General features: G+C 69.8%; 22 protein-coding genes. 17 read left to right on the top strand and 5 right to left on the bottom strand.

What is annotated here, in order from left to right:
- Window positions 1-16 precede the first annotated feature (16 nt).
- Entirely contained in the window at window positions 17-1,756 is a 1,740-nt protein-coding gene (locus tag QO010_RS10630) for an N-acyl-D-amino-acid deacylase family protein (RefSeq protein WP_307348953.1), read from the bottom strand.
- 138 nt (window positions 1,757-1,894) lie between these two features.
- Between QO010_RS10630 and QO010_RS10625 the strand changes: the two genes are divergently transcribed.
- The 13 genes from QO010_RS10625 to QO010_RS10565 all read left to right on the top strand — a co-directional run bounded on the left by QO010_RS10625 (window position 1,895) and on the right by QO010_RS10565 (window position 13,365).
- Entirely contained in the window at window positions 1,895-2,689 is a 795-nt protein-coding gene (locus tag QO010_RS10625; protein WP_307348951.1) for an arsenate reductase/protein-tyrosine-phosphatase family protein, read from the top strand.
- Entirely contained in the window at window positions 2,673-3,062 is a 390-nt protein-coding gene (locus tag QO010_RS10620) for a VOC family protein (protein WP_307348949.1), read from the top strand. The genes QO010_RS10625 and QO010_RS10620 overlap by 17 nt, the downstream gene beginning before the upstream one ends.
- A gap of 17 nt (window positions 3,063-3,079) precedes the next feature.
- A complete protein-coding gene (locus QO010_RS10615; protein ID WP_307348947.1) occupies window positions 3,080-3,499 on the top strand; it encodes a hypothetical protein in 420 nt (139 codons plus the stop codon).
- Window positions 3,496-4,308, top strand: coding sequence for a sulfurtransferase (locus QO010_RS10610; RefSeq protein WP_307348945.1), 813 nt, complete (start codon window positions 3,496-3,498; stop codon window positions 4,306-4,308). Before QO010_RS10615 ends, QO010_RS10610 begins: the two co-directional genes overlap by 4 nt.
- A 16-nt stretch (window positions 4,309-4,324) precedes the next feature.
- Entirely contained in the window at window positions 4,325-5,230 is a 906-nt protein-coding gene (locus tag QO010_RS10605; protein ID WP_307348943.1) for a hypothetical protein, read from the top strand.
- A 67-nt stretch (window positions 5,231-5,297) separates the two neighbouring features.
- Window positions 5,298-6,266, top strand: a complete 969-nt coding sequence (locus QO010_RS10600; RefSeq protein WP_307348939.1) for an MBL fold metallo-hydrolase — start codon at window positions 5,298-5,300, stop codon at window positions 6,264-6,266.
- A 63-nt stretch (window positions 6,267-6,329) separates the two neighbouring features.
- Complete coding sequence (locus QO010_RS10595) at window positions 6,330-8,576, top strand: spermidine synthase (protein WP_307348936.1); 2,247 nt, start codon at window positions 6,330-6,332, stop codon at window positions 8,574-8,576.
- A gap of 99 nt (window positions 8,577-8,675) precedes the next feature.
- On the top strand, window positions 8,676-9,692 hold the full coding sequence (locus QO010_RS10590) for an aldo/keto reductase (RefSeq protein WP_307348934.1): 1,017 nt from the start codon (window positions 8,676-8,678) through the stop codon (window positions 9,690-9,692).
- A gap of 41 nt (window positions 9,693-9,733) precedes the next feature.
- Window positions 9,734-9,958 carry a hypothetical protein gene (locus QO010_RS10585; RefSeq protein ID WP_307348932.1) on the top strand — a complete coding sequence of 75 codons (225 nt, stop codon included), beginning with the start codon at window positions 9,734-9,736 and terminating at the stop codon, window positions 9,956-9,958.
- Between the two features lie 86 nt (window positions 9,959-10,044).
- The gene (locus QO010_RS10580; protein WP_307348930.1) at window positions 10,045-10,269 is read left to right on the top strand and encodes a hypothetical protein; all 225 of its coding nucleotides are present in this window, start codon (window positions 10,045-10,047) and stop codon (window positions 10,267-10,269) included.
- Window positions 10,270-10,356: 87 nt separating this feature from the next.
- Window positions 10,357-10,584 (top strand): hypothetical protein, encoded by a 228-nt coding sequence (locus QO010_RS10575; protein WP_307348928.1) that lies wholly within the window; start codon window positions 10,357-10,359, stop codon window positions 10,582-10,584.
- A gap of 70 nt (window positions 10,585-10,654) precedes the next feature.
- Window positions 10,655-12,079 carry a sugar MFS transporter gene (locus QO010_RS10570; RefSeq protein ID WP_307348926.1) on the top strand — a complete coding sequence of 475 codons (1,425 nt, stop codon included), beginning with the start codon at window positions 10,655-10,657 and terminating at the stop codon, window positions 12,077-12,079.
- Window positions 12,079-13,365 (top strand): glucuronyl esterase domain-containing protein, encoded by a 1,287-nt coding sequence (locus QO010_RS10565; protein ID WP_307348925.1) that lies wholly within the window; start codon window positions 12,079-12,081, stop codon window positions 13,363-13,365. The genes QO010_RS10570 and QO010_RS10565 overlap by 1 nt, the downstream gene beginning before the upstream one ends.
- A gap of 3 nt (window positions 13,366-13,368) precedes the next feature.
- Here QO010_RS10565 and QO010_RS10560 read toward each other — a convergent pair whose 3' ends face one another.
- The 3 genes from QO010_RS10560 to QO010_RS10550 all read right to left on the bottom strand — a co-directional run bounded on the left by QO010_RS10560 (window position 13,369) and on the right by QO010_RS10550 (window position 19,935).
- A complete protein-coding gene (locus QO010_RS10560; protein ID WP_307348923.1) occupies window positions 13,369-14,913 on the bottom strand; it encodes an MFS transporter in 1,545 nt (514 codons plus the stop codon).
- Between the two features lie 3 nt (window positions 14,914-14,916).
- Complete coding sequence (locus QO010_RS10555; protein ID WP_307348921.1) at window positions 14,917-17,382, bottom strand: glycoside hydrolase family 3 protein; 2,466 nt, start codon at window positions 17,380-17,382, stop codon at window positions 14,917-14,919.
- Window positions 17,383-17,502: 120 nt separating this feature from the next.
- Window positions 17,503-19,935, bottom strand: a complete 2,433-nt coding sequence (locus QO010_RS10550; RefSeq protein WP_307348920.1) for a TonB-dependent receptor — start codon at window positions 19,933-19,935, stop codon at window positions 17,503-17,505.
- A gap of 189 nt (window positions 19,936-20,124) precedes the next feature.
- Between QO010_RS10550 and QO010_RS10545 the strand changes: the two genes are divergently transcribed.
- The 3 genes from QO010_RS10545 (at window position 20,125) to glk (ending at window position 23,795) form a co-directional block, all read left to right on the top strand.
- Window positions 20,125-21,681, top strand: a complete 1,557-nt coding sequence (locus QO010_RS10545) for a tryptophan halogenase family protein (protein WP_307348919.1) — start codon at window positions 20,125-20,127, stop codon at window positions 21,679-21,681.
- A gap of 47 nt (window positions 21,682-21,728) precedes the next feature.
- Complete coding sequence (locus tag QO010_RS10540; protein ID WP_307348918.1) at window positions 21,729-22,742, top strand: LacI family DNA-binding transcriptional regulator; 1,014 nt, start codon at window positions 21,729-21,731, stop codon at window positions 22,740-22,742.
- An 81-nt stretch (window positions 22,743-22,823) separates the two neighbouring features.
- Window positions 22,824-23,795 carry a glucokinase gene (glk, locus tag QO010_RS10535; protein WP_307348916.1) on the top strand — a complete coding sequence of 324 codons (972 nt, stop codon included), beginning with the start codon at window positions 22,824-22,826 and terminating at the stop codon, window positions 23,793-23,795.
- Here the strand turns inward: glk and QO010_RS10530 are convergent, their stop codons facing one another.
- Window positions 23,796-24,851, bottom strand: a complete 1,056-nt coding sequence (locus tag QO010_RS10530) for a LacI family DNA-binding transcriptional regulator (protein ID WP_307348914.1) — start codon at window positions 24,849-24,851, stop codon at window positions 23,796-23,798.
- A gap of 55 nt (window positions 24,852-24,906) precedes the next feature.
- Between QO010_RS10530 and QO010_RS10525 the strand changes: the two genes are divergently transcribed.
- Window positions 24,907-26,199 carry an MFS transporter gene (locus QO010_RS10525; RefSeq protein WP_307348913.1) on the top strand — a complete coding sequence of 431 codons (1,293 nt, stop codon included), beginning with the start codon at window positions 24,907-24,909 and terminating at the stop codon, window positions 26,197-26,199.
- The last annotated feature ends 69 nt before the right edge of the window (window positions 26,200-26,268 follow it).

Raw genomic sequence — 26,268 nt, 5'->3', positions numbered from 1 at the left:
GCCGCCCACCCTACCTCTATTCCGCGGCGATGGCCGCCGTCACGCCCTGCGCGCCGCGCACCAGCCTGCCCGGCATCGCCCCGGTCGCCTCGCCGTTCTCATAGGTGACCACGCCGCTGACGATGGTGGCCACATAGCCGCGCGCCTTCTGGATCATCCGTCGGCCCTGGGCGGGCAGGTCGAAGACCATTTCCGGGGCCTCGATGGCCAGGCCCTCATAGTCGATGACATTGAGATCGGCCTTCATGCCCACCGCCAGCACGCCGCGGTCGTTGAGGCCATAGAGCCGGGCGGTGTCGCGGGTCTGCATCGACACCACCTTCTCCAGCGGCAGGGTCGGGCCCCGCGCGCGGTCGCGGGTCCAGTGGGTCAGCATGTAGGTCGGGAAGCTGGCGTCGCAGATCACCCCGCAATGGGCCCCGCCGTCCGACAGGCTGAGCACCGTATTGGGATCGTGCATCATCGCGTGGATGTGGTCGAAGTTGAACTCGGCGTAGTTCAGCAGCGGCAGGTAGATGTAGCCGCGCCCGTCCTTCTCCATCAGCATGTCGTAGACGATGGCGTCCGGCGCGGCCCCGCTGGTGGCGGCCAGGGCGGCGATGGAATCCTCGACCCGGGGCTCGTAGTCGAGATGGCCGTCCGGCTGCTCCAGCCGGAACATGCGGTCGAAGCCCTGGGTCATGATCATGCCCAGCGGCCCCATCGGCCGGCTCTTGTCGGCCAGGATGGCGGCGCGCACCGCCGGGTCCTTCAGCTTCGCCAGCCGCGCTTCGAAGGGCAGGTCGGCGATGTCGCGATAGCTCTGGCGGGCGATGAAGGGGTGGATCGTGCTCTGCCAGCCCAGCACCAGGCCGGTGGGGCGGCAGGCGATCTGGGCGGCGATGCTGGCGCCCTGGGCCCGCGCCTGGGCGGTCATGGTCAGCAGCTTCTGCCAGTTCTTCGGGTTCATCGGCGACTGCAGCAGACTGTAGGTCACCGTCACGCCGGTATCCATGGCCATGGCCTTCATCCAGTCGAACTCGGCCTCGGCCGGGTTCATGTCGGACGACATCTCGAACACGCTCGGCCCATAGGCCGCCATGGCCCTGCCGATGGCCAGCAGTTCCTCGGCCGCCGCCGTGGTGCCCGGCATCACCTGGCCGTCCTTGGTGGTGTGGACCACGGTGCGCGAGGTCGAAAAGCCCAGCGCCCCGGCCGCCATGCCCTCGGCGACGATGGCCGACATGGCGGCGATGTCTTCCGGCGTAGCGTCCTCGTTGCGCGCGCCGCGATCGCCCATGACATAGGCCCGCACCGCGCTGTGCGGCACCTGCGTGGCCACATCCAGCACCCGCGGCTGGGCGTCCAGGCTGTCGAGATATTCCGGGAAGGTCTCCCAGTCCCAGCTGATGCCCTCGGCCAGGGCCGAGCCGGGGATGTCCTCCACCCCCTCCATCAGCTCGATCAGCCAGTCATGCCGATCCCGCTTCACCGGCGCGAAGCCGACGCCGCAGTTGCCCATGACCGCCGTGGTGACCCCATGCCAGCTCGACGGCGACAGATAGGGGTCCCAGGTCACCTGGCCGTCATAGTGGGTGTGGATGTCGACCCAGCCGGGGGTGACGATCAGGCCGGCGGCGTCGATCTCGCGCCTGCCGGCGCCGGCCACCTTGCCGACGGCGACAATCAGGCCGCCCTCGATGGCGATGTCGCCCATGAAGGCCGCCCCGCCGGTCCCGTCGATCACCTTGCCGTTCCGGATCACCAGGTCATGCATCGTCGTCTCTCCCGCTTGACGCCATCATGCCGGTCCTTGACGTGCGCGGAAAGTATGACGCGAGGTCAGGGCGACCGCGCTTGTTGATGCATCAATCAGGCTTGATTCATCAAATCAGATTGATGTATGCTGCGAAGCATGAACCCCCAGCTGCTTCAGCCCGCCGCCGCCCCGCCCCCAATCCTGCAGTTGGCCGGCCATCCCCTGCGCTGGCGCCTGCTCAGTGAACTGTCCCGCAGCGACCGGACGGTCCACGAGCTGACCGGTCTGGTCGGCGAGCCCCAGAACCTGGTCTCCTACCACCTGGGCAAGCTGCGGGATGGCCTTCTGGTCTCCGCGCGGCGCAGCTCCGCCGATCGCCGGGACAGCTACTACGGCCTGGACCTAGAGCGGGTCGGAGCGCTGTTGTCGGCGGCGGGCGGCGCCCTGCATCCGGCCCTGCGGCTGGCCCGCCCCGCGCGCGGAATTCTGACGCCCCCGGCCCGGGTGCTGTTCCTCTGCACCGGCAACAGCGCCCGCTCGCCGATGGCCGCGGCCCTGGCCCGGGCCCTGTCGGACGGGGTTGTCGAGGCCGTCAGCGCCGGCAGCGACCCCCGCCCCCTGCACCCCAACGCCGAGCGGGCAATGCGCGAAGCCTATGGCCTGGACATCTCGGACCATCAGCCCCGGCATCTGGACGAGTTCGCCGGCCAGTCTTTCGACCGGGTGATCACCCTCTGCGACCGGGTGCGCGAGGTGTGCCCCGAATTCCCCGGCGGCCCGGAGGCCGTGCACTGGAGCCTGGCCAATCCGGCCGCCGGCGAGGCCGATGAGGCCACTTGGCCGCTGTTCCAACGGACCGCCGCCGAGCTGGCGGGCCGCATCGCCTTCCTGCTGGCCACCCTGGCCGCACAATCAGAGACCGAAGGAGACCCTCATGGCCCACCCCAATGACATGGTCAGCGTCCGCTACATGGTCGACGATGTAGAGGCGGCGGTGGCCTTCTACACGAAGACCCTTGGTTTTGAGGTCCTGACCAGCTTCCCGCCCGCCTTCGCCGACGTCGCACGCGGCAACCTGCGCCTGCTGCTCAGCGGGCCGAAGAGCTCGGCCGGACGGCCCATGCCCGACGGCGAGACGCCCGTCCCAGGCGGCTGGAACCGCATCCATCTGATCGTCGACGACATCGCCGCCGAGGTCGCCCGCCTCAAGGCCGCCGGCGCCCAGTTCCGCAACGAGATCCTGTCGGGTCCGGGCGGCCAGCAGATTCTGCTGCTCGATCCCGCCGGCAACGTCGTCGAGCTTTTCCAGCCCGCTAACCGCTGACGCCAGGAGGACGTCCGATGTCCGCCGACACCGCCCATTCCCCTCTTCCCCAACCCCGGGCCGGCCGGCTGCGCGCCTGGCGTATCGTCACCCTGCTGCTGCTGGCAGGGGTGTTCGCCCAGGCGGTGCTCGCCGGAGCCATGCTGTCGGGAGCGCCCTGGGCGAGGGCGGCCCACATGGAGACCGCCGCCGTGCTGGTCATGGCGCTGCTCGTGGCCGGGCTGGTCGGGTTGTTCAGCCTGGGCGGGGTGGCGCGAGGCCGGCGCCTGGCGCTCTCCCTGCTGGCCCTGGGCCTGGCCATGCTGGCCCAGGCCGTCATCGGCAAGGCCGGCGCTCACGGCGTCAACCTGCTGTGGCTGCATGTGCCGCTCGGTGTCGCCCTGGTCGGCTTCACCGCCCAGGCCGCGGCCCTCGCCGGCCGGCTGGGCGAGCCGTGACACCGAGGTCCTCGGGGAACTCCCCCGGGGCCGGGCCGCATCCTCCCCCCAAGCGCGGCGTCGCGTCGTCCCGCGACCCGGTCGTCGAGCCCAGCGCGCTCGACGACTGGCCGGACCTGCGCTGGGTCGACGCCAGCGCCTGCGCCCTGATCTGGGAAACGGCGGCCCGGACCGGCGAGACGGGCTTCGACAATCTCGGCTTCTGGCAGGACGCCATCGGCGCCCTGGGCCTGGACGCGGTCTCGCCCACGATCGTCTTTGACGACGGTCGCCTGACCGACGCCGCCCGGGTGTGGTTCATCCTGCAGTATTTCGGCGTGCGGGCCTTCATCCTCAACGGCGGCCGGCCGGCCCTGGCGGGCGAGCCGTCGCCGCTTCCCGCCCCGACGGCCCGCTTCCGGGCCCGCCCGGGCGCCGGCCCGGTTGGCCTGATCGACCGCGACGGCCTGAAGGCGCGCATCGGCGGCGGCGCCGCCATCCTCGACGCCCGCACCGCCGGCGAATACCGGGGCCAGGATTTGCGCGGCAACCCGCGCGGCGGCCATCTGCCCGGCGCCCGGTGGCTGCCCCATGCCAGCCTGATGGACGGGCCCCGCCTCAGGCCGACGGCCGAACTGCGAGACCTATTCTCGCAGGCCGGTTTCCGGAGCGGAGACCCCATCGTCACCCATTGCGATGGCGGGGGCCGGGCGGCGCTCGCCGCGGCGGCGGCGGTCCGGGCGGGCCATGCGGAGGTTCGCGTCTACTATCTCAGCTTCGCCGACTGGGCCCGGGGCGACAGCTGTCCTATCGTCCAGGATCGACCCTAGCGACAGGATCCGCGCCATGAGTTTCGACACGCCCCTCACCCTCAGCGGCCCCCTGCGCGCGCCGCGCCAGATGCTGGCCGACCAGGAATATGGCGGCCACAGCTCGATCCATGACGACGCCATGGCCGAGAAGCTGGGCTTCAGGGCCGGGCCGATCGAGGGGCCGACCCATTTCAGCCTGTTCCCGCCGCTGCTGGAGCGGATCTGGGGGCAGGCCTGGTACGAGCGGGGCTGTTTCTCGTCCCACTATCTGAACATGGTCATCGAGGGCGAAGAGACGAGAGCCTTCGTCGAATGGCCGGCCGAGGGGGCGACCCGGACCAAGGCCTGGGCCGAGAAGGCCGACGGCATGCCGGTGCTGGAGGCCAGCGCCTCGATCGGACCCGGGCCGACCCTGCTCGAGGAGCGGATGGCCAAGCTGCGGCCGCCGGAGAAGCTGCTGATCCTGGAGGACCTCAAGGTCGGCATGGCCGGGGCCGCCGAGGAGCGGGTGCGGATGGATCCGGACCAGCACATGGGCGCCCTCTACCCGTTCTCGCTGAACGAAAAGCTGGCCCGCATCACCGAGACCTCGCCCTGGTATTCCGACCCCAAGGCCTCGCCCTGGGGCCGGGCCATCGTGCCGCTGGAGATGGTCAGCGTGCTGGCGGAATATTCCAGCCACCAGGCGAAGTTCCCGGTGAAGGGCCCGGCCGTGGGCCTCTTCGCCGACCAGGAGATCCGCATGATCGAGGGGCCGCTGTTCGTGGGCGAGGAATACGTCCTGCGCCGCGAGATCGCCGCCCTGTCGGAGAGCAAGCGGACGGAAAGCTACTGGGTCCGCACCCGCATCTTCGACTCGTCCGGCAAGCGGCAGGTGGCCGAGATGCTGCTCAACCACGCCAGCCTCAAGGACAGCTACGCCGGCTACGCCGCAGCATGATCAAAAGGTAATTTGTCCGCGCCCGCGAGGCGTGATCCGCTCTCCCCGGTTTCAAGGGAGGCGGCGGATGCGTTGGCTTGCTGGCTTGGCCGCCGTTCTGGCGCTCGGCGCCGCGCCCCTTCCACCCCAGCCCCAGGCCGTGGCCCCGGGCGTCTGGCTGATGCCCGGCGGCATCGTTCCGCAGCGCCAGCCGGACGGCAACACCGTGGTCTTTGCCGGGCCCAGGGGGCTGGTGGTGCTCGACACCGGCCGCCACCTCTGGCACCGCCAGGCCATCCTCGACTTCGCCGCGGCCCGCAGGTCGCCCATCGTGGCGGTGGTCAACAGCCACTGGCATCTGGACCATGTCAGCGGCAACCCGGATATCAAGCGCGCCTACCCCGGCCTGAAGGTCTATGCCAGCAACGCCATCGATGAGGCGCTGAAGGGTTTTCTGCCCCGCAGCGCCGCCGACGGGCGGAAATATCTGAACGATCCCAGCTTTCCGGTGGCGACTCTGGAGGACCTGCGGGCGGACCTGGCGACCATCGAAAACGGCCAGGCGCTGCGGCCCGATGTCGTCATCGACCGATCCAGCGTCCGGACTCTGGCCGGGCTCAGGCTGCAGGTGAACCTGGCGCCCAACGCCGCCACCGACGGCGATGTCTGGCTGTACGACCCCAAGAGCCGCGTCGCCGCGGTCGGTGACCTGGTCACCCTGCCCGCCGCCTTCCTCGACACCGGCTGTCCGCAGGGCTGGAAGACGGCCCTGGACCGGATCTGGGCGACGCCCTTCAGGATCGTCATCCCCGGCCATGGCGCGCCGATGACCCGGGACCAGTTCGGCGTCTATCGCACCGCCTTCGGGGCTCTGGTCGACTGTTCGATCTCGAAACGCGAAGCCTCGGCCTGCGCGGCCGACTGGGCGGCGGCGGTCAAGCCGCTGCTGGGCGACGATGCGCGGGCTTTGCGGCAGGCCAGCGGCATGACGCAATACTACGTCACTGACGTGCTGCGGGCGCACGGCGGCAAGAGCCTGGACTGCAAGGCGGCCTGAAGGCGGTTAATCGCCGCCTAAGCATTGCGGCCGCAAACCAGAGTCGCTGACCTGGGGCGAACCATGACCACTGCCGACTCCCTCCCCGCCGCGCCGCGCCTGCCGCCGAGCTGGCTGTTCGTGCTGGCGGTGTTCAGCGGGGCGGCCATGGTCTTCCTGGTCGAGCCGATGGTGGCCAAGCTGGTGCTGCCGATGTTGGGCGGCTCGCCGGCGGTGTGGAACACCAGCCTCGCCTTCTTCCAGGCCGCCCTGCTGGCCGGCTATGGCTACGCCCACCTGTTGCAGAAGCTGAAATCGGTGCGGCTGCAGGCGCTCATCCACCTCGCCGTGTTGGTTCTGGCCGCCCTCGCCCTGCCGCTGCGGGTTACCGGAGCCCTGGGCGAGCCTTCCTCGCACCATCCGGCCCTCTGGCTGCTGGGCGTGCTGACCGTCTCGCTGGGCGCGCCCTTCGCCGCCCTCTCTGCCACCGCCCCGCTGGTGCAGTCCTGGCATGCCCGGGTGTTCCGCCAGGACGGCGCGCCCGAGCCCTGGGCCCTCTACGCCGCCAGCAATTTCGGCAGCCTGCTGGCCCTGCTGGCCTATCCCATCCTGGTCGAGCCCCTGCTGGGCGTCACCGAACAGCGGCTGGGCTGGAGCCTGGCCTATGGCGGCTTCGTGCTGCTGATGGCGGTGGTGGCTTTCAACGTCCGGCGCGCGGCGCCCATCCCGGCCGCCACCGAACCCGAACCGCCCAGGGTCGCGCCCGTCCCCTGGTTGACCCGGCTGATCTGGATTGGCCTGGCCGCCATCCCCTCCAGCCTGATGCTGGGGGTCACCGCCCACCTGACCACCGATGTGGCCTCGGCGCCCTTCATCTGGGTGATCCCGCTCGGCCTCTACCTGATCACCTTCATCATCGCCTTCCAGACCAGACCGGCCATCTCGCCCAGCCTGGCCCTGACCCTGCAGGGCGCGGCCCTGGGCCTCTGCCTGGCCATATTCCACGCCAGCCAGATCGAGGTGTTGCTGGCCGCCCACCTGACCTGCTTCTTCCTGACCGCCCTCATCTGCCACCAGGCCCTGGTCGCCCGGCGGCCGGACACCGCCCACCTGACCGAGTTCTATCTCTGCCTCTCCATCGGCGGCGTGGTCGGCGGGGCGTTCAACGCCTTCCTGGCCCCGGCCATCTTCAACACCGTGCTGGAATATCCGCTGGTGCTGATCCTTTCGTGTCTGGCCCGCCCGTTCGGCGCCGGCCCGCTCAGCAAAGGCCAGTGGGGCTGGATCGCCCTGGCCCTGGCCAGCGCCGCCGGGGCCATCCTGGCCGTCGGCCACATCCAGGAGATCACCCTGATCCGCGCCCTGCTGGCCGGGGCGGCGGTCGGGGCCTTCATGCTGCGCGACCGGGCCCTGGTCTTCCTCGCCCTCATCGTGGTGCTGGCCTTCGCTTCGCACAAGGTCGATGACCGCACCGACGTCATCCGCACCGACCGCAGCTTCTTCGGCGTCGTCCGCGAGAGCCGCACCACGGTCCCGGCGCTGGGTGGCGAGGTCAGGATGATGGCCCACGGCACCACCCTGCACGGCGCCCAGGCCCAGGATCCGAAATACCGCTGCCGGCCGCTGGTCTACTATGCGCCCGAGACCCCGATCGGCCAGGTGTTCATCGCCGAGCGGCTGCGCAAGCCGGCCATGGCCCTGGGCGCCGTCGGCCTGGGGACCGGTTCGGTGGCCGCCTATACCCGGCCGGGCGATGTCCTGACCTTCTTCGAGATCGACCCGCTGGTCATCAAGCTGGCCAGCGACCGCAGGGTGTTCAGCTACACCACCGACTGCGCCGGCGGGCAGGTCGGCTATGTCCTGGGCGACGCTCGCCTGACCCTGGCCAAGCAGGCCCCGCCCGGCGGCTTCGACATCCTGCTGATCGACGCCTTCTCCTCCGACGCCGTGCCGGCCCACCTGCTGACCGTCGAGGCGATGAAAGGCTATCTGAGCTATCTGAAACCGGACGGCCTGCTGATCCTGCACCTGACCAACCGCAACCTCGATCTGCGCAGTCCGGCCATGGCCGTGGCGGCGGCGGCCGGCGGGTATTCTCTGTTGCAGAAGCACGAGGAGCCGGCGGGTTCGCCCAGCATGTGGGAGTCTTCGGAATACGCCCTGCTGGTCGCCAGGTCCCCGCAGGCCCTGGCCCGCTATCGCGCCGATCCGCGCTGGACGGCCGGCGATCCGACCCGGGCGCGGGCCTGGACGGACGATTATTCCAACCTGATCAGCGCCTTCTATCGGCGCCTGCGCGAGCGGATGGACGAGAAATCGCCCTCTCGCTGATTCCTGTCTGAACAGCGTTCAGTTTGGCTTGCGTCCAGCCCGGCCGATGCGTAACAGGCGCGGGGCTCGAGCGGTTCGGGCGGCCGCGAGGGACATACCGTGCAGACGAAAAGACTGGGCAAGAGCGCCATCGCCGTTTCGAAAATCTGCATGGGGACGATGACCTTCGGCAACCAGGCCGACGAGGCCATGGCCCACCGCATCCTCGACATGTCGTTCGACGCCGGGATCAACTTCTTCGACACCGCCGAGAACTATCCGGTCCCGCCCGACGCCAAATGGGCCGGCGCCACCGAGGAGATCGTCGGGCGCTGGATGAAGACCAAGCCGCGCGACGCGGTCATCCTGGCCACCAAGGTCTGCGGCCCCAGCCACGGCTGGCTGAAGGCCTCGCAGCGCTCGGGCATGACCGCCCTGGACCGCCACAACATCGTCCGGGCCATCGAGGCCAGCCTCAGGCGGCTCGATACCGACTATATCGACCTCTACCAGACCCACTGGCCCGACCACGGCGCCCGCTACGAGGAAGCGCTGCGGGCCCTCGACGATCTGGTCGAGGCCGGCAAGGTCCGGGTTCTGGGCTGCAGCAACGAGACCGCCTGGGGTCTGATGAAGGCGCTCAGCGTCTCCGAGCGCGAGGGCCTGGCCCGCTACGAGACCATCCAGAACAATTTCAGCCTCAACAACCGCCGTTTCGAGGACGCCCTCTCCCAGGTCTGCCTGCAGGAGGGCGTCAGCCTGATCCCCTATTCGCCGCTGGCCGGCGGGGTGCTGTCGGGCAAATACCAGGGCGGGGCGACGCCGGAGGGCTCTCGTTTTTCAAGCTACATCAACCTGGGCGGCCGCCACACGGCGATGTCCAAGCGCTTCGTCAACGAAAAGAGCCTGGCCGCCACCGAGCGCTACATGGCCATCGCCGCCGAGGCCGGCATGAGCCCGGTGACCCTGGCCACCGCCTGGAGCATGCAGCCCGAGTTCGTCGCCTCGACCATCGTGGGGGCCACCCATGCCGACCAGGTCCCCGACATCCTGGCCGCCGCCGACCTCAAGCTCGACAAGGAGGTGCTGGCCAAGATCGACCAGGTCGGCAAGGACATCCTCTACCCGATGGGGTGAGGCGGGCTTAAAGTGCGCGGGCGAACCGAAGGAGCGCGACGATGCAAAGGGTCCTGATCCTGACCGTGGCCGCCTTGACCCTCGTTGCCTGCGCCTCCACGCCGTCGAGAGTATTCGACCCCAACTCGGCGCCCTATCAGCTGCTCTTCCAGGACTGCGCCGAACGGGGCGGCGTGCTGACATACATCCCCGGCGCTAACAGCCCCGACGATAGCGAGAACTACACCTGCAAGTTCGCTGACTCGCGGACCAAGCCCGCTGGCTGATTTGAGCAGGTCGGCAGGGACGTCCTCTACCCGATGGGCTGAGGCAGGCGTATGATCGCCGCTTCGCAAGTGTGGGAGTATCAGCGATGCGGATTGCCATGATTGTCGCGGCGGCGGGCCTGGCCCTGGCCGCCTGCAACACCACCACCGAGACGGCCAACACCGGCTCGGCCGAATACCAGGCCCTGCTCAAGGACTGCCAGGCCCGCGGCGGCGAACTGAAGCCGATCACCGGCGGGCTCCCGGCCGCCAACGACAGCGCCAACTACGCCTGCGAGTTCAAGGGCGCCTCGCCCAGGACGACCGGCTGATCTGACAAAGGCTGGGAATGGCCCATCGGGCCAATACAGCCGCCCAAGCGCGGGTATATTGCTCGCCCTGCCTTCTGGAGTAGAGCGATGCGGACTGTTGTGATCGCGGCGGCGACGTACTTGATGTTGGGCGCCTGCACCGGGCCTCAGGCGACGAACAAGCCGCCGGCCAAGCCCGACATGCCCAGTCGGGAGTATCTTGAGGCCTTCTGCAAGGCCAAGGGCGGCCATCTCAAAGCGAACGACGGCGCGCCGGGCTCCAAGGCGTTCTACAGCTGCGATATCCCAAGCGCCCCGCCGATGAAGGCCCACTGACACAGCCTTCCGGTCTGGCGGAATAGACTCTACGGTCGGGTTCCACCTGAACCAATCGCGGCGAATCTTCATGGCCCAACCCCCTCTCGCCGTCCCCAAAGACGGCGACAAGACAGCCTCCAGCGGCGGCGGCTGGCTGCTGCCGTTCGTGGTGGCGCTGTTCTTCGCCTGGGGTTTCGCCACGGTGATGATCGACGCCCTGGCGCCCAAGCTCAAAGGGCTGTTCGCGCTCAACTACGCCGAGGCGATGCTGACCCAGTTCGCCTTCTTCATCGCCTATTTCGTGATGTCGATCCCGGCGGCGGTGCTGCTGTCGCGGGTCGGCTATCTGTGGGGCATCATCATCGGGCTGGTGGTCATGGCCGCCGGCTGCCTGCTGTTCTCGCCGGTCGCCGCGGCAGGCGTCTATTGGGGTTTCCTGGCCGCCCTGTTCATCATGGCCTCGGGCATCACCCTGCTGCAGGTCGCCGCCAATCCGCTGATCGCCATCATCGGGCGCGAGGGCCGCTCGCACTTTCGCCTCAACATGGCCCAGGCGCTCAATTCCCTGGGCACCTTCATCGGGCCCTTCGTCGGGGCGGCGATCATCCTGAAGAGCGGCGTGACGCCGCCCGATCCCGCCAGGACCCCGCCCGACGTGCTGGCCGCCTACCGGCTGACCGAAGCGCATGCGGTGCAGGCGCCGTTCCTGGGCATCGCGGCCGGCCTGATCCTGCTGGCCGTCATCTTCTGGCTGCTCCGCAAGGCGCCGAACGTGCCCGCCCCGGCCCGCAACGAAACGGGCCTGGCCAGTTTCCGCCTGCTGACCCGGCCGCGCCTGGCCCTGGGTGTGCTGTGCATCTTCCTCTATGTCGGCGCCGAGGTGGCCATCGGCAGCCTGATGACCAACTACCTGCTCGAGCCCAAGAACCACGCCGTGGCGGTGGCGGCGGGAACGGCCATTCATGACGCCTTGCGGGACTTCACCGTGGCCAGCGGACTTGGGCGATTGATCCCGGCGCTCGTGGGAGACAATAGCGCCCTCTCCGCCGCGGCGGCGGCCGGGACCCTGGTCGCCTTCTACTGGGGCGGGGCGATGGTCGGGCGGCTGGTCGGCTCGGCGCTGCTCTATCTCAAGGTCCCGGCGGCGCGGCTGCTGACCGCCTGCGCGGTGGGGGCGATCGGCCTGGTCGTGCTGTCCTCGGCCACCGCCGGCGCCCTGTCGGTCTGGACGATCATCGCGGTGGGCCTGACCAACTCGATCATGTTCCCGACCATCTTCACCCTGGGCATCGAGGGCATGGGGGCCAAGACGCCCCAGGCCTCCGGCCTGCTGTGCATGGCCATTGTCGGCGGGGCGATCGTCCCGTTGATCACCGGGGCGACAGCCGATGTGACGGGTCTGAGCCTGGCCCTGCTGGCTCCGGCCGCCTGCTATCTGGTCATCGCCGCCTACGGCCTGTTCGCCCATTCCAACAAGGTCGTCGAGGACGTCCCCGTGGTTGTCACGCCCTGATGTGGAGGTGGCTGGGGAGGATCGCGCTGGGCCTCATTCTGGTGGCCCTGGTCGGCGCCGGCGTCGCCCTGCGGGTGACCTATCTGCACTATTTCCCGAAGATCGCCGACGCCATCGGCGGGCCGCCGGCCTCGCCGCCGGTGCTGGGGCCGTTCGGGAGCGATCCGCCGGTCGTCACGCTGGAGGACTGGAAAGCCCGCCGCGCCCCGCTGCTGCGCGCCGCCCTGGCCGAGGACGTCTTCGGCGCCCTGCCCCCGCATCTGGATGAGCAGGTTCTGGCCCGCCTCGCCCTGCCGACCGATGGCCTGCCCGCCGGCGCCAAGCTGCAGCAGCTGACGGTCGGCTTCGGCGCGGCCGGCGACCGGGGCAAGGCCAATGTCCTGCTGGTCCAGGGAACCGGCCGGCCGCGCGCCCTGATCGTCATTCAGAACTTCTGCGGCAACGCCGTGGCCCTGAACAACCGCTACAAGCAGGCCTTCAGCCTGGCCGGCACCGCCAAGGAATGCCGGGGCGTGATGGAGGATCTCAGCCACATCATCCTGGGCAAATACCCCCACGCCCCGCCGCTCAAATGGATCCTGGAGCGCGGCTATGCGGTGGCCATGGTCTATGCCGGCGACCTGGTCCCGGACGATCACAGAACGGCGCCGGCGGCCCTGGCCAGGCTCTACGGCCCCAGTCCCCAGGGCCCGCCCGGCGGGGCGCTGGCGGCCTGGGCCTGGCTCTATTCGGAGCTCGGCGAGGTCCTGACCCGCGAACCGGGCCTGCAAGGCGCGCCGGTCATCGCCTGGGGCCACAGCCGCAACGGCAAGGCCGCGCTCTGGGCGGCGGCCAACGATCCGAACATCGCCGGGGTCATCGCCCATCAGTCCGGCCGTGGCGGGGCCAGCCTGACCCGCAGTGCGATGGGCGAGAGCCTCGGCGGCATTACCCGCAACTACGGCTTCTGGTTCACCCCGCGCTACGCCACCTTCGCCGGGCGCGAGGCTGAGATCCCCGTCGACCAGCACCAGCTGATCGCCCTGATCGCGCCACGCCCGGTGCTGATCGGCTCGGGCGACCGCGACGGCTGGGCCGATCCGCCCGGCGCCTTCCGCGCGGTCCAGGGGGCCTCGCCCATCTATCAGCTCTACGGGGCGCCGGCCTTCACCCAGACGCAGCTGAGCCAGCCCGACTTCAGCAGGCCGCTGGCCTTCTACATGCGGGCCGGGACCCATGGGGTGACGACCCAGGACTGGGGCAATTTCCTGCAGTTCCTCGACGCCCACTTCCCGGCGCGGGGCTGAGCCCTATTCGGCGGCCATCGGGATCTGGGCGTCCAGGGTGCGCAGATCGCGGCCGCGGGTCTCCTCGCCGAACAGGGTGATCAGGCCCACGCTGAGCGTCAGGGCGGCGACCAGGAACCATTCGGCGCCGGCGATCGAGGGGGCGATGGCCAGCAGCGAGGCCCCCTGGGCGATCAGGCCGCCGAACTTGGTCGAGCCGGCGATCAGGCCGTTGGCCCGGCCCCGGACCCTGAGGGGGAAGAGCTCGGAACTGTAGGGCATCAGCACCGCCAGCAGGCCGGTGCTGCCGAAGATCAACAGGGTGATCGGGATCACCGGCCCGATGTCGGAAAAACCCGGCAGGTCGAGCAGGATCAGGCCCAGCGCCCCGGCGGCCGAGACGCCGATCATCGCCGCCAGCGCCCCCTTGCTGCTCCAGCGGCTGTAGAGCAGGGCCGCCAGGAAGACCATCGGCAGGGCGATGGCCGCCGACTGGGCCAGCAGCTTGCTGGTCAGGCCGATGCTGTAGCCCCTGGCCACCAGGTCGGCGGGCAGCCAGAGCAGCAGGCCGAAATTGATCCCGCTCCAGGTCAGGCCGACCACCGACAGGATGACGCTGTTGAGGACCAGCCCTGTGCCGGCGGCCGGGGCCGAGGCGGCGGGATCGGGCCCCGCCGGCCGCAGGATCGAGCCGAAGCTGGCCAGGACGACCATGGCCTCGTCGAACCGCCCGCGGCTCATCAGGAACTTGGCCGATTCCGGCAGCAGCCCGCTCATGGCGATCAGCAAGAGGCCGGTGGGCAGGTTGAGGAACCACATGATCCGCCAGCCGAACAGCGGCTGCAACAGGGCCGACAGGGCGCTGGCCGCCAGATGGCCGCCCGCGGCGCCCAGGCCGCCGACGATGACCAGGGCCCAGCCGCGGTGCCGCGAGGGCATGGTTTCCGCCAGCAAGGCGTAGGCCACCGGCAGCAGCCCGCCCGCCGCCGCGCCCATCATGAAGCACATGCCGATATTCCAGGCGAAGCTGGGCATGGCCCCGCAGATCGAGGTGCCGACGAACAGGATCGAGGACAGCAGGATGGTGGCCCGCCGGCCATAGATGTCGGCCAGCACGCCCCAGATCAGCGAACCCACGAAGGTGCCCAGCAGGGCGGCGAACGGCAGCCAGGCCACCGCCGCCTTGGCCAGTCCGTATTCCGCCCGCATGCCCGGAACCACGAAGCCCAGGCTGGCGGGCTTCATCACATCGACGATCAGGGCGATGGTCAGCACGATCATCAGCCGCCAGTGGGCCGGGGTCAGCGGGGCGTCCTCGATCGGGCTCATGCGCAGGTTGGTCGCCGCGCCCGCCAGCGGTCGGTCGGGCAGCAGGCCATAGGCGGTCATCGCCACCCCCAGCAGGATCAGGCCCATGCCCGACACCATGCCCGCATCCATCGGCATGTCCGCCAGCCGCCAGCCGATGTGGCGGGCCATCCAGAACATCGGCAGGTGCAGCAGCACCCCGGCGGTGACGGCGGCGCAGCCGCCCCAGAAGGCCAGAGGTTTGACTCGGCTCGACCCCATGGCTCAGCCTCCAGGGCAGATGGCGTCGCCCTCGTTGGACGCCAGGCGGATATCGGTGAAGGTCAGGGTGAACCGCCCCGTGGTGGCCAGGGCGAAGGGCGAGGAGACCGCCGCCAGGTTGGCGCCGCCGGCCCTGAAGCAGGAGAGCTTGATCTTGACGGTCCGCCAGCTGCCCGCGTCATTGGCGGCGGTGGCGGCGACAGTGAACAGCGAGGTCACATCGAGGCTGGCGCCGCAGCCGGGGCCGCAGGCGAGGGTCATCCGAACCGGGGCGGTGGGCGCCTGGTCGACCCGGAAGCGCAGCATCACCGCCATGTCGCCGGTAGCCTGGCGGGACAGGTCAACCGGCTGGCCGCTGACCGTCAGGGCGCCCTGCCCTGACCACTGCGCCTGGCGGGCGTTCTCCTGGGCCCCGGCGTCGACGGGCTTCAGCGAGGCGGCGCCGCTGACCGCCAGGCTCCAGGGCGCGGCGGCGTGGCCGGCGACGAAATAGCGGTCGACATTGATCCGGGCGGCCACCTTGCCGGGATCCTCCGGCAGCCTGCCCACCTGGCCGGGCCGGGCGTAGCTGAGGCCGTAGCCATAGGCGAACTGCGGGGCGTAGTCGCGGTCGCCCCGGTTCAGGGGAACCTGGTCGGCGCGGCGGGGCCAGGAATAGGACAGCCGGCCGGTGAAGTCGTAGTTCACCGCCCCGTCCGGCCGGCGCACCAGCACGTCGGCCACCCCGCCGCCCTCCGACCCCGGCAGCCAGGCGGCGACAAAGGCGTCGGCGGCGTTGATCTCGGGATTGGTCCACAGCGGCCGGCCCGACAGGAATACGGCCACCACCGGAATGCCCTGGGCCCGCAGCTTGCGGAGCAGCGCCAGGTCGGTCTTGTCGCCCGGCTGGTATTCCAGGTCGGCCAGATCGCCCTGAAACTCGGCATAGGGGTTTTCGCCGAACACCACGATGGCCACGTCGGGCCGGGTCTTGAAGGCGCCGTCGACCGCCAGCTCGGCCTGGCCGCCGCCGGCCGCCACCGCCTTGGCCAGGCCGGCATAGATCGACTGGCCGTTGGGAAAGTCGCTGTTCCTGTTGCCGGTGCCCTGCCAGGTCAGCGTCCAGCCGCCCGAGGCCTTGCCGATGTCGTCGGCGCCGTCCCCGGCCACCAGCACCCGGGCCGAGGCCTTGATCGGCAGCACGCCGTCGTTCTTCAGCAGCACCAGCGATCTGCGCACCGCCTCGCGGGCCAGGGCCCGATGCGCCGGGGCGCCCAGCAGCTCGAACCGGCCTTCCAGCGGCGGGCGCGGGGCGTCGAACAGACCGGCCTTGATCTTCACCCGCAGGATCCGCCGCACCGCGTCGTCCAGCCGGCTCACCGGGATCACCTCCGCCTTGACCTGGGCCAGGGTGTTGTCGAACAGGCCCTTCCAGCTGTCGGGGGCCATATACATGTCCAGCCCCGCGTTCATCGCCTGCGGGCAGCTGACCGTTGTGCAGCCGGGCAGCTGGCCATGGGCGTTCCAGTCGCTGACCACGAAGCCCCTGAAGCCCATCCGGCCCTTCAGGACCCCGGTCAGCAGGCTGGCGTTGCCGGCCAGCTTGTCGCCGTTCCAACTGGAGAACGAGACCATCACCGTGAGGATGCCGGCGTCTATCGCCGGAGGATAACCCTGGGCGTGCAGGCGGATCAGGTCGCTTTCGGCCAGGCTGGCGTCGCCCTGGTCCTTGCCGCCCAGGGTGCCGCCGTCGGCCAGGAAATGCTTGGCCGAGCCGACGACCCGGCCGGCCGCCAGGGGCTTGCCGGGCTGCAGGCGGCCCTGCAGGCCCAGGGTCATCGCCCCCGCATAGACGCGCACCACCTCGGGATCCTCGGCATAGCCCTCATAGGTGCGGCCCCAGCGCTCGTCGCGGGGCACGGCCAGGGTCGGGCCGAAGGTCCAGTCGCCGCCGGTCGCCGCCACCTCCTCGCTGGTCGCCTCGCCGATGCGGCGGATCAGGTCGGGATCGCGGGCGGCCCCCAGGCCGATATTGTGCGGAAATATGGTGGCCCCGACGACGTTGTTGTGGCCGTGGACGGCGTCGATGCCGAACAGGATGGGGATCGGCGTGTGGCCCGGCCGCGGCTCCAGGGCGATGGCCCGGTAGCGGTCGATCAAGGCCACCCAGCGGGCCGGGGCGGCGCGGTCGTCGCCATCGGGGGCCGAGTTGCCGCCGGCCAGGATCGAGCCCAACGGATATTGCCGCAGGTCCTCGGGGGTCATCGAGCCGATGTCGCCCTGGATGGTCTGGCCGACCTTCTCGGCCAGCGACATGCCGGCCATCAGAGTGGTGATGCGCGCCTCGGTCGCCGCGTCGGTCATCGCCGCGGGGCTGGCCGCCGCCGGCCACAGGGCGGGGTGGGCCAGGCTGGATCGCTGCGCTCCGGCGAGGCACGCCACCGCCAGGCCGATGCCGGCGAGGGTGCGAACGAGATGGCGAACGGCCATGGACTACCTTGGAAGAATTGGCCCGGAAAAATCGGGCGCGGCGGGATCAGCCGCCACGCCCAGTCTGCGCTCGGAGGATCTGAAGGGTCGGCGCTGGGGAAAGGCGCCGACCCGTGACGCCTAGAAGGAGACCTTGAAGTTGAGGCCGTAGGTGCGCGGCGGCAGGTACTGGGAGGTGTAGATGTTGGTCGCCGTCGCGCCGGCGTTGGTGCGGACCCGGCCGTCCTCGAGGTTCTTCACATACAGCTCGAGGCTCCAGGGCTTGTCGTCCGGCGGGCTGTATTCGAAGCTCAGATCGGTGCGGTGGTAGGACCGCTGCTTGTCGCCCGGACCGTCGTTGAACAGGCTGAGCCAGCTCGAGGTCTCGTAGTGGCTGGCGATCCGCGCATCCAGTTCCGCGCCATTGCCCAGCTCGAAATTGTGGTCATAGACCACCTGCAGGGCCAGGCTCGGCGCGTGCGGCAGGGTGTTGCCGGTGAAGGTGGCGCAGGCGGTGCCGGGGACCGAGCAGGCCGGACCGTTGCGGATCAGGCCGCCCGGGCCGAAGTTGGCGACCAGGTTGCCGTAGTCGTTGCTGCCCGCCTCGAGCACGCCGAGCTTGGTCTTCAGCATCGACAGCCCGATGCTGAGGGTGTCGTTCGGGGTCAGCTTGGCGGCCAGTTCGGACTCGAAGCCCTTCACCTTGGCCCCGTCGGCGTTCTTGGTGGCCAGGCCCCGGTTGCCGCCCGGGAAGGTCACCGGCGAGCTGAACTGGAAGTCCTTGAAGTCCTCGTAGAACAGCGAACTGTTCCAGGTCGCCCGCCCGTCGAACAGGGTCAGCTTGGTCCCGATCTCGTAGTTGGTCAGGGTCTCGGCGTTGTAGGGCACCCCGGAGATGGTCCCGCCGTCCTGCAGGCCGCCCGACTTGTAGCCGGTTGAGACGCTGGCATAGGCCAGGAAGTCGGGGGTGAACTTGGCGTTCAGCCGCACCAGATAGGTCAGCTTGTTGCCGGTAAAGACCCCATCATTCATCTGATAGGTGTTGAAGCAGGACGGATTGACCGCCGGGTCGCGGGGGTCGGTGCCCGGGTCGAGCGGCACCTGCGGACAGGCGGCGTTGTAGGACCAGGCGTTGTTGGTGCCGCCGATGTTCTCGCGCCGGTCGGAGGTGTAGCGCAGGCCGCCGGTGAGCTGCAGCGTGTCGCTGATATTGAAGGTCGCCTGGCCGAAGACAGCCTTGGACTTGACGGTTTCCTTGGGCTGGATGAACGAGCCCTGCCAGGCCACGGTGCCCTGCTGGGTGCCGTTGAAGATTGGGATGTCGAAGCGGATGCTGTTGTCTTCGGCGGCGTAGTAGGCGCCCAGGATCCAGTCGACCCGGTGGTCGCCGCGCGAGGCCAGCGTCACTTCGTGGCTGTAGTTGGTGTATTTGGAATTGTTGGTCCGGTCCTCCTGGTAGGTGGCGCCGGTGGCGATGCTGGTCGGCACGGTGACCCCGCCGTCCTGGTCGAAGTCGGACGAGCCGGTGAATCGCGAATAGCCGGCCACATAGGTCAGGCTGATATCGTCGCTGAAGTCCCAGACCACCCGGCTGCGGATCGTATCGACGTCGCGCTTGAGGTAGGGCTTGGTGTCGGCGAGCGTCGACCAGAACTTCTCGCCCGGCCGCGGGGTCTGCATCAGGTTGGCGCTGGGCGTGCCGCGGTCCTGGAAACGCTCATAGGACAGGTTCCAGCTGAGATTGTCGCTGGGCCGCCACAGGAAGCTGATCCGCACGGCGGTCTGGTCCTGGGCGCTGTATTTCTGGCCGCCCTGGGCGAAGAGGTTGGGGTCGATGGCGTGGAAGTTGGCCAGCAGCCCGCCGCCGGCGAGGAAGGCCGCCTGCTGCTGGGCCACCGAGCCCAGCTTGGGGGTTTGGAAATCGACATAGCCGTCATGCTGTTCCGACACGAAGGCCAGGCGCACCGCGAAGCTGTCGCTGAGCGGCAGGTTATAGGCCGCCCGCACGCCCAGCCGGCCATAGTTGCCGGCCCCGACGTTCAACGTGCCGTAGGCGTCGCCCAGGGTCGGCTTGACGGTCTGCATGTTGACCGCGCCGACCGTGGAGTTGCGGCCCCACAGGGTGCCCTGCGGCCCGCGCAGGACTTCGATCGACTGCAGGTCGAAGAGCAGGGCCGAGGCCCCCTCGGCCCTGGGCGTGTAGACGCCGTCGACGAACAGGGCGACCTCGGGGTCGGCGTATTCGGTCTTGGCGCTGTCGTTACCGACGCCCCGCAGGGTCATGGTGATGACGCCGTGGTCGCCCTGGGTCGTGGCCTGGAAGCTGGGCACGAACCTGGTGACATCGGCGATGGTGTTGATCTGCGCCTTCTCGATCTGCGAGGAGCCCAGCGCGGTGATGGCCACCGGCGTGTCCTGCAGGTTGGTGTCGCGCTTGGTGGCGGTGACGATCACGGTCTCGACGGTGGCGCCGTCGCCGCTGTCGTCTGAAGGGGCGTCGGCCGCAAAGGCGGGCGAGCCGATCAGCAAGGCGATGGCCGCCGCGGACGTGCAGAACGCAAGCTTCCTGGTCATACGCTGGTCCCTTCCCTTTAGGTCTTTTATGCGGTCAGCTTCGATGGGCTGACACTTTGCTGAGCGGACGATGCGCACAGGTTTTAAAAGGTTCAAGTGAAAATGACAGCGCTGTCTGATTGCGCTGTCATTTTGCCAAAAACGTGACATATTGGCCACGATCCGGGGCCGACCCGAGGGAGGAAGACCGTGAAACCGACCAGGACCGTATTGATCGTCGGCGGCGGAACCGCCGGCTGGCTGACCGCCGCGTACCTCGCCAAGGCGCTGAACGCCGCCTCCCCGGAGGGCGTGGCCATCACCCTGATCGAATCGCCGGACATCGGCATCCTGGGGGTCGGCGAGGGCACCTTTCCCTCGATCCGTGGCACCCTGTCGGCCATCGGCGTCAACGAGGCCCGCTTCCTGGAGGCCTCCAACGCCACCTTCAAGCAGGGGGTGCGGTTCAACAACTGGGTGCGGCCGAAAGGGACGCCGGGGCCGGACCACTATTTCCACCCCTTCAGCCTGCCCAGCCAGCGGACGGCGGGACTGGAACTGCTGCCCTACTGGCTGATGGGCGAGGCGCCCGAGGGCGTGGCCTTCGCCGAGGCGGTGACCATGCAGAAGCGGGTGGCCGACGCTTCGCGGGGCCCAAAGAAGCTGGGCGACGGCGACTTCCTGGGGCCGATGAACTACGCCTACCACTTCGACGCCACCCGGTTCGCCGCCTTCATGCGCGAGGAGGCCAAGGCCCTGGGCGTCGTTCACCTGCAGGGCAAGGTGGAGCGGGTCGACCTGGACGAGACCGGCGCCATCGCCGGGCTGGCGACGCCGGAACACGGCCAGCTGAGCGCCGACCTCTATATCGACTGCAGCGGTTTCCGCGCCGCCCTGATCGGGGCCGCCCTGGGTTCGCCCTTCAAGCCCCTGGCCGACCATCTGTTCGTCGACCGGGCCCTGGCCATCCAGGTCCCCTACGACCGGCCCGACCATCCGATTGCGTCGTACACCATCTCCACCGCACACGAGGCCGGCTGGACCTGGGACATCGGCCTGAAGGAGCGGCGCGGGGTCGGCTATGTCTATTCCAGCCGCCATACCGGCGACGACCGGGCCGAGGCGGTGCTGCGCGGCTATCTGGGCGGGGCGGGATCCGAACTGCCGGTCCGGCAGCTGCAGTTCGAGGTCGGCTATCGCGAGCGGCAGTGGGCGAAGAACTGCGTGGCCGTGGGCCTGTCGGGCGGCTTCCTGGAGCCGCTGGAATCCTCCGGGATCGGCCTGATCGAGACGGCGGCCTATCTGATCGCCCACCTGTTCCCCTTCGACGGCCAGATGGACCGGACCGCCGTCCTGTTCAACGAGCTGATGTCGAAGCGCTACGCCCGGGTCGTCGACTTCCTCAAGCTGCACTACTGCCTCAGCCAGCGCACCGATTCGGCCTTCTGGACCGACAACACCAATGCGGCCTCGATCCCCGAGTCGCTGGCCGCCAAGCTGGAGATGTGGCGCTGCCGCCCGCCCCACCGGCTGGACTTCGTCACCGACCTGGAGATGTACCTGCCGGCCAGCTGGCAGTTCGTCCTCTACGGCATGGAGTTCAAGACCGACATGAGCGGAGCCCGGGCGGGCTTCACCCGGACCGCGGCGGCGCGGGAGGAGTTCGCCATGCTGCCCAAGGTGGCGGCCCGGGCGGTCGACGACCTGCCCGATCACCGCGACCTGGTCGAGCGCCTGTGCGCCAGAGGACTGGGCCGGGCGGCGTGACCCGGCAGTCCCCCTCCCCTCCTCCAGCGTCTCTGTGAGCGGTATCCTTGGCTGCGATCACCATCGACGACGTCGCCGCGCGGGCGGGCGTCTCCATCAAGACCGTGTCGCGGGTGCTGAACCGCGAGCCGCATGTCCGCCCAGCCACCCGCGATCGGGTGCTGGCGGCGGTGGATCTGCTTAACTACCGGCCCAACGCCTCGGCCCGCGCCCTGGCCGGGTCGCGCTCCTATCTGGTCGGGCTGTTCTTCGACAACCCCAGCCCCGGCTATAACAGCCAGATCGAGCAGGGGGCGATGAGCGCCTGCCGGGACGCCGGCTATTTCCTCCTCGTCGAGCAGCTTCCAGAGACCGGCGCGGCCCTGCGCGAGCGGGTGGCGGCCCTGCTCTCGGCGGTCCGCATGGACGGGGTCATCCTGACCCCGCCGCTCTGCGACCGGACCGAGCTGCTGGACGCCCTGGCCGGCGAGGGCGTGCCCTGCGTGCGGATCGCCCCGACCATCGACCTGGGCCGCAGCCCCTTCGTCTACATGGACGACCGCCGCGCCGCCTATGAGATGACCGTCCACCTGCAGGGCCTGGGCCATCGCGACATCGCCTTCATCACCGGCCCGGCCGACCACCGGGCGGCGGCCAACCGGCGCGAGGGCTTCGAACAGGCGATGCGCGACGCAGGCCTGCCGGTCCGGCCGGAGCGGGTGCGCCAGGGGGCCTTCTCCTTCCTTTCGGGCTGGGAATGCGCCGAGCAGCTGCTGGACAGCGCCGACCGGCCCACCGCCATCTTCGCCGGCAATGACGACATGGCCCTGGGGGTCATGGCCGTGGCCAACCGGCTGCATATCGATATCCCCGGGACGTTGAGCCTGGCCGGCTTCGACGATTCCCCCGGCGCCCAGGTGGTCTGGCCGCAACTGACCACGGTCCGCCAGCCGGTGGCCCAGATGGCCCAGGTGGCCGCCGCCCTGCTGACCGGCGCCCCCCCCGACCGCGACGCGGCGCGCGGGCGGCAGCTCGATTTCGAGATCGTCGTGCGGCAGTCCTCGGCGGTCCGGGGCGGTTGAGAGCAATTGACAGCGCTGTCTTGCCGACCCTAGAACCGGCCAACGGCCGAACCCGGACCGGCGCAGGGCGGAGGAAATCCCGTGAAACAGGCCTCCCTTCGGCTGGTGGGCGACGTGGGCGGCACCAATGTGCGCTTCGCCCTGATAGACCAGGCCGGTCCTGATCCCCGCCTGACCCGGCCGCGCAGTTTCCGCTGCGAGGACTTTCCGAGCCTGGAGGCGGCCATCGCCTACTATCTGCCGGCGGGCGGGCGGCCGGCCTCGGCGGTGGTGGCGGTGGCCGGGCCGGTGATCGACGGCCGGGCCGAGCTGACCAACGGCGCCTGGCGGATGAGCGAAACAGGCCTGATGGCCGGCGGGTTCGCGGCGGCGCGGCTGCTCAACGACTACGAGGCCCTGGCCCTGTCGCTGCGCCGGCTGGGGCCAGACGACCTGGGGGCCATCGGCGAGGCCCGACCCCGCGCCGGCGGTGCGGCCGCCCTCATGGGCGCGGGCACTGGCCTGGGCGTCGCGGCGGTGGTTCGCGAGGGACGGCGCGACACGGTGCTGACCACCGAGGGCGGCCATGCCACCTTCGCCCCCGCCGACGAGGTCGAGATGGACATCCTGCGGCATCTGAGCGGCCGGTTCGGCCGGGTGTCGCTCGAGCGGGTGCTGTCGGGGCCGGGCCTGGTCAACCTGCGCTGGGCCCTGGGCCGGATCGCCGGCGTCGATGTCCCCCATCTCGATCCCGAGCAGATCGTCGAGCGGGCCGGCCCCGGAGGCGATCCGCTGTGCGTCCAGGCCCTGGACCGGTTCTGCGGCATCTACGGGACGGCGGCCGGCGATCTGGCCCTGACTTTCGGCGCCACGGGCGGGGTCTATCTGGGCGGCGGCATCGCCCCGCGCATCCTGGATCGCCTGCGGAGTGGCGGCTTCCGCGCCCGGTTCGAGGCCAAGGGGCGCATGAAGTCCTACGTCGCCGCCATCGCCACCCAGGTCATCCTGCATCCCTATGCGGCCCTGCTGGGCGCGGCCCAGGCGGCGCTGGAGCCGGTGGCGCTGGAGGCCTGATCAGGCCCGCGGCGGCGCCGTGGAGCGCCGCACCACCAGGTCCGAGGCCGGCAGATGATCGGCGTCCACGTCCTGGTCGCAGTCGACCGGCACCGCGCCCTCGATCAGGCTCTTGGCGGCGAAGGCGGCCATCTCCACCAGGGGCTGGCGCATGGTGGTCAGCTGCGGGCGGCTGAACCGTCCGCCCGAGCTGTCGTCGAAGCCGGCCACCGAAATGTCCTCGGGCGTCGAAAGCCCTGCCTCGGCGATGGCGGCCATGGCCCCCAGGGCCATGTCGTCATTGCTGGCGAAGATGGCGGTCGGACGATCGGCCAGGCTCAGCAGCGCCTCGGCCGCCTCGACGCCGGAGGAGAAGGTGAAGTCGCCCTGCTGGATCCAGGTCTCCGGCACGCTGAGGCCATGCTCGGCCATGGCCGCCAGGAAGCCCTCGCGCCGGGCCCGGCTGGCGGCGTAGCGGGGCTCGCCCAGGATGATGGCGATCTTCTTGTGGCCCAGCCCGACCAGGTGCTCGGTCATCTTGCCGGCCGCCGCCCGGTCATCGGTCGGAAAACGCAGGCCGCCGCCGGCCGCGTTTTCCGGTCCCAGCCGCACGAAGGGCGTGCCGGTCGAGGCCAGCAGCTCCAGGACCACGACGTCATCGGCGCTGGGCGGCGTCAGCAGGACCCCGTCGGGGTGCAGGGCGGCCAGCAGGTTGCCGACCTCCTGGCGGACCCGGGGGGTGGCGTGGTCGATCAGCTCGACCATGAAATGGTAGCCGGCCTCGCGGCAGGCGGTGGTGGCCCCCAGTTGGATGCGCGAGAGATAGTCGGCCCCCCGTTCGCTGCGCCAGTGATCCATGGTCAGAGCCGCATCGACGAAGGCGGCGATGACGAAGGACTTCGACCCGGCCAGGCTGCGGGCCGACAGGTTGGGGTGGTAGCCCAGGGCCTCGGCGGCGGCCAGCACCCGGTCGCGGGTCTCCTGGCGGACGTTGGGCTCGCTGTTCATGACCCGCGATACGGTCTTGATCGAGACATCCGCCCGGGCGGCTACATCATAGATCGTCACCGACGCCATGGGTTCGAACGCGCTTTCGTTGATCTGCGGGCTAGCCTAAGCCTATCGAAGTCAAATGCGAGGCATCAAACGGTCGTTCGCCTCGGCCCTGGGGGACTGCATGACGAGCGAGGCCGACAGCCGCCCCACCCAGCCGGTCAGGCCGGCCTTCATCGCCGGCTACAGCCTGGCCCAGGTCGGGGCCTATATCAGCTTCCTGCCGCTTTTCCAGGTGCTGCTGCCGCTGAAGGCGGCGGCCATCGATCCGGCCCACAAGACGGTGCTGCTCAGCCAGGTCGGCCTGTGGGGGGCGATCATCGCCGCCCTGACCAATCTGGCGGCCGGGGCGATCAGCGACCGCACCACCTTGCGATTCGGCCGGCGTCGGCCCTGGCTGATGGCCGGCGCCCTGGGCACCCTGGTTGCCTATTGGCTGGTGTATCGGGCCCAGGACGCCATCAGCCTGGTGGCGGCGGTGATCGTCTTCCAGCTGGGGTTCAACTTCATGTTCGCCGCCCTGCTGGCGGTGATGGCCGACCGCGTGCCCGACGCCCAGAAGGGGCTGGTCTCGGCCCTGTTCAGCCTGGGCTATCCGCTGGGCACCCTGGTCGGCACCTCGGTGATTGGCGGGCTGATCGTCGGCGAGGGCGCGCGCTTCCTGGCCATCGGCCTGGTGCTGGCCATCACCCTCATCCCCTTCGCCCTGGCCCTGAAGGACAGCCCGGCGGAGCCGCGCTCCGATCCCCCCGGCCTGCTGGCGCGGCTGAGTTCGCTGTCGATCGCCCCGCTGGCCAATCGCGATTTCGCCCTGGCCTGGTCGGGCCGCTTCCTGGTGATTCTCGCCTTCGTGGTGGCCCAGGGCTACACCCTCTATCTGCTGCAGGACCGGCCGGTCCTGGGGCGGCCGGGCCATCCGCCCGAACAGGCCCTGGCCCTGCTGACCGCCGTCTCGGCCGTGGCCAACATCATTCTGTCGCTGCTGGGCGGGCTGTTCTCCGACCGGCTGGGCCGGCGCAAGGTGTTCGTCGCCGCCGGAGCCCTGGCCATCGCCGCCGGCATAGCCGCCTTCGCCCTGGCCCCCAGCTGGCCCACCGCCATGCTGGCCTATGTGCTCTATGGCTGCGGGGCCGGCTGCTACTACGCCGTCGACATGGCCCTGGTCACCCAGGTGCTGCCCTCGGTGCGCGACGCGGGCAAGGACCTGGGCCTGATCAATCTCTCCAACGCCCTGCCCCAGGTCCTGGCCCCTCTGCTGGCCGTCTGGCTGGTCCAGACCCTGGGCGCCGACCTGCGGGCCCTGTTCCTGGTCGCCGCCGCCTCGGCGGCCGTGGGCGGGCTGATCGTCCTGCCGATCCGTGGGGTCCGTTAGCTTCGAAGCAAGATCATCGTTGACAGCGCTGTCAGATTTCGTAGGGTCCCGGCATTCCACGTCAGATGG

The sequence above is a fragment of the Caulobacter ginsengisoli genome (genome assembly GCF_030814835.1).
Classification (GTDB): domain Bacteria; phylum Pseudomonadota; class Alphaproteobacteria; order Caulobacterales; family Caulobacteraceae; genus Caulobacter; species Caulobacter ginsengisoli.
Note: the sequence above shows the minus strand (reverse complement) of the source record. Positions and strands in the feature narration are given on the sequence as shown.

Coding starts and splice junctions, on each gene's coding strand:
- QO010_RS10615 (WP_307348947.1), top strand. CDS start 3,080: ATGTCCGCCGACACCGCCCATTCCCCTCTTCCCCAACCCCGGGCCGGC.
- QO010_RS10555 (WP_307348921.1), bottom strand. CDS start 17,382: ATGGCCGTTCGCCATCTCGTTCGCACCCTCGCCGGCATCGGCCTGGCG.
- QO010_RS10570 (WP_307348926.1), top strand. CDS start 10,655: ATGGCCCAACCCCCTCTCGCCGTCCCCAAAGACGGCGACAAGACAGCC.
- QO010_RS10595 (WP_307348936.1), top strand. CDS start 6,330: ATGACCACTGCCGACTCCCTCCCCGCCGCGCCGCGCCTGCCGCCGAGC.
- QO010_RS10565 (WP_307348925.1), top strand. CDS start 12,079: ATGTGGAGGTGGCTGGGGAGGATCGCGCTGGGCCTCATTCTGGTGGCC.
- QO010_RS10620 (WP_307348949.1), top strand. CDS start 2,673: ATGGCCCACCCCAATGACATGGTCAGCGTCCGCTACATGGTCGACGAT.
- QO010_RS10560 (WP_307348923.1), bottom strand. CDS start 14,913: ATGGGGTCGAGCCGAGTCAAACCTCTGGCCTTCTGGGGCGGCTGCGCC.
- QO010_RS10600 (WP_307348939.1), top strand. CDS start 5,298: ATGCGTTGGCTTGCTGGCTTGGCCGCCGTTCTGGCGCTCGGCGCCGCG.
- QO010_RS10630 (WP_307348953.1), bottom strand. CDS start 1,756: ATGCATGACCTGGTGATCCGGAACGGCAAGGTGATCGACGGGACCGGC.
- QO010_RS10580 (WP_307348930.1), top strand. CDS start 10,045: ATGCGGATTGCCATGATTGTCGCGGCGGCGGGCCTGGCCCTGGCCGCC.
- QO010_RS10605 (WP_307348943.1), top strand. CDS start 4,325: ATGAGTTTCGACACGCCCCTCACCCTCAGCGGCCCCCTGCGCGCGCCG.
- QO010_RS10585 (WP_307348932.1), top strand. CDS start 9,734: ATGCAAAGGGTCCTGATCCTGACCGTGGCCGCCTTGACCCTCGTTGCC.
- QO010_RS10550 (WP_307348920.1), bottom strand. CDS start 19,935: ATGACCAGGAAGCTTGCGTTCTGCACGTCCGCGGCGGCCATCGCCTTG.
- QO010_RS10530 (WP_307348914.1), bottom strand. CDS start 24,851: ATGGCGTCGGTGACGATCTATGATGTAGCCGCCCGGGCGGATGTCTCG.
- QO010_RS10525 (WP_307348913.1), top strand. CDS start 24,907: ATGCGAGGCATCAAACGGTCGTTCGCCTCGGCCCTGGGGGACTGCATG.
- QO010_RS10575 (WP_307348928.1), top strand. CDS start 10,357: ATGCGGACTGTTGTGATCGCGGCGGCGACGTACTTGATGTTGGGCGCC.
- QO010_RS10625 (WP_307348951.1), top strand. CDS start 1,895: ATGAACCCCCAGCTGCTTCAGCCCGCCGCCGCCCCGCCCCCAATCCTG.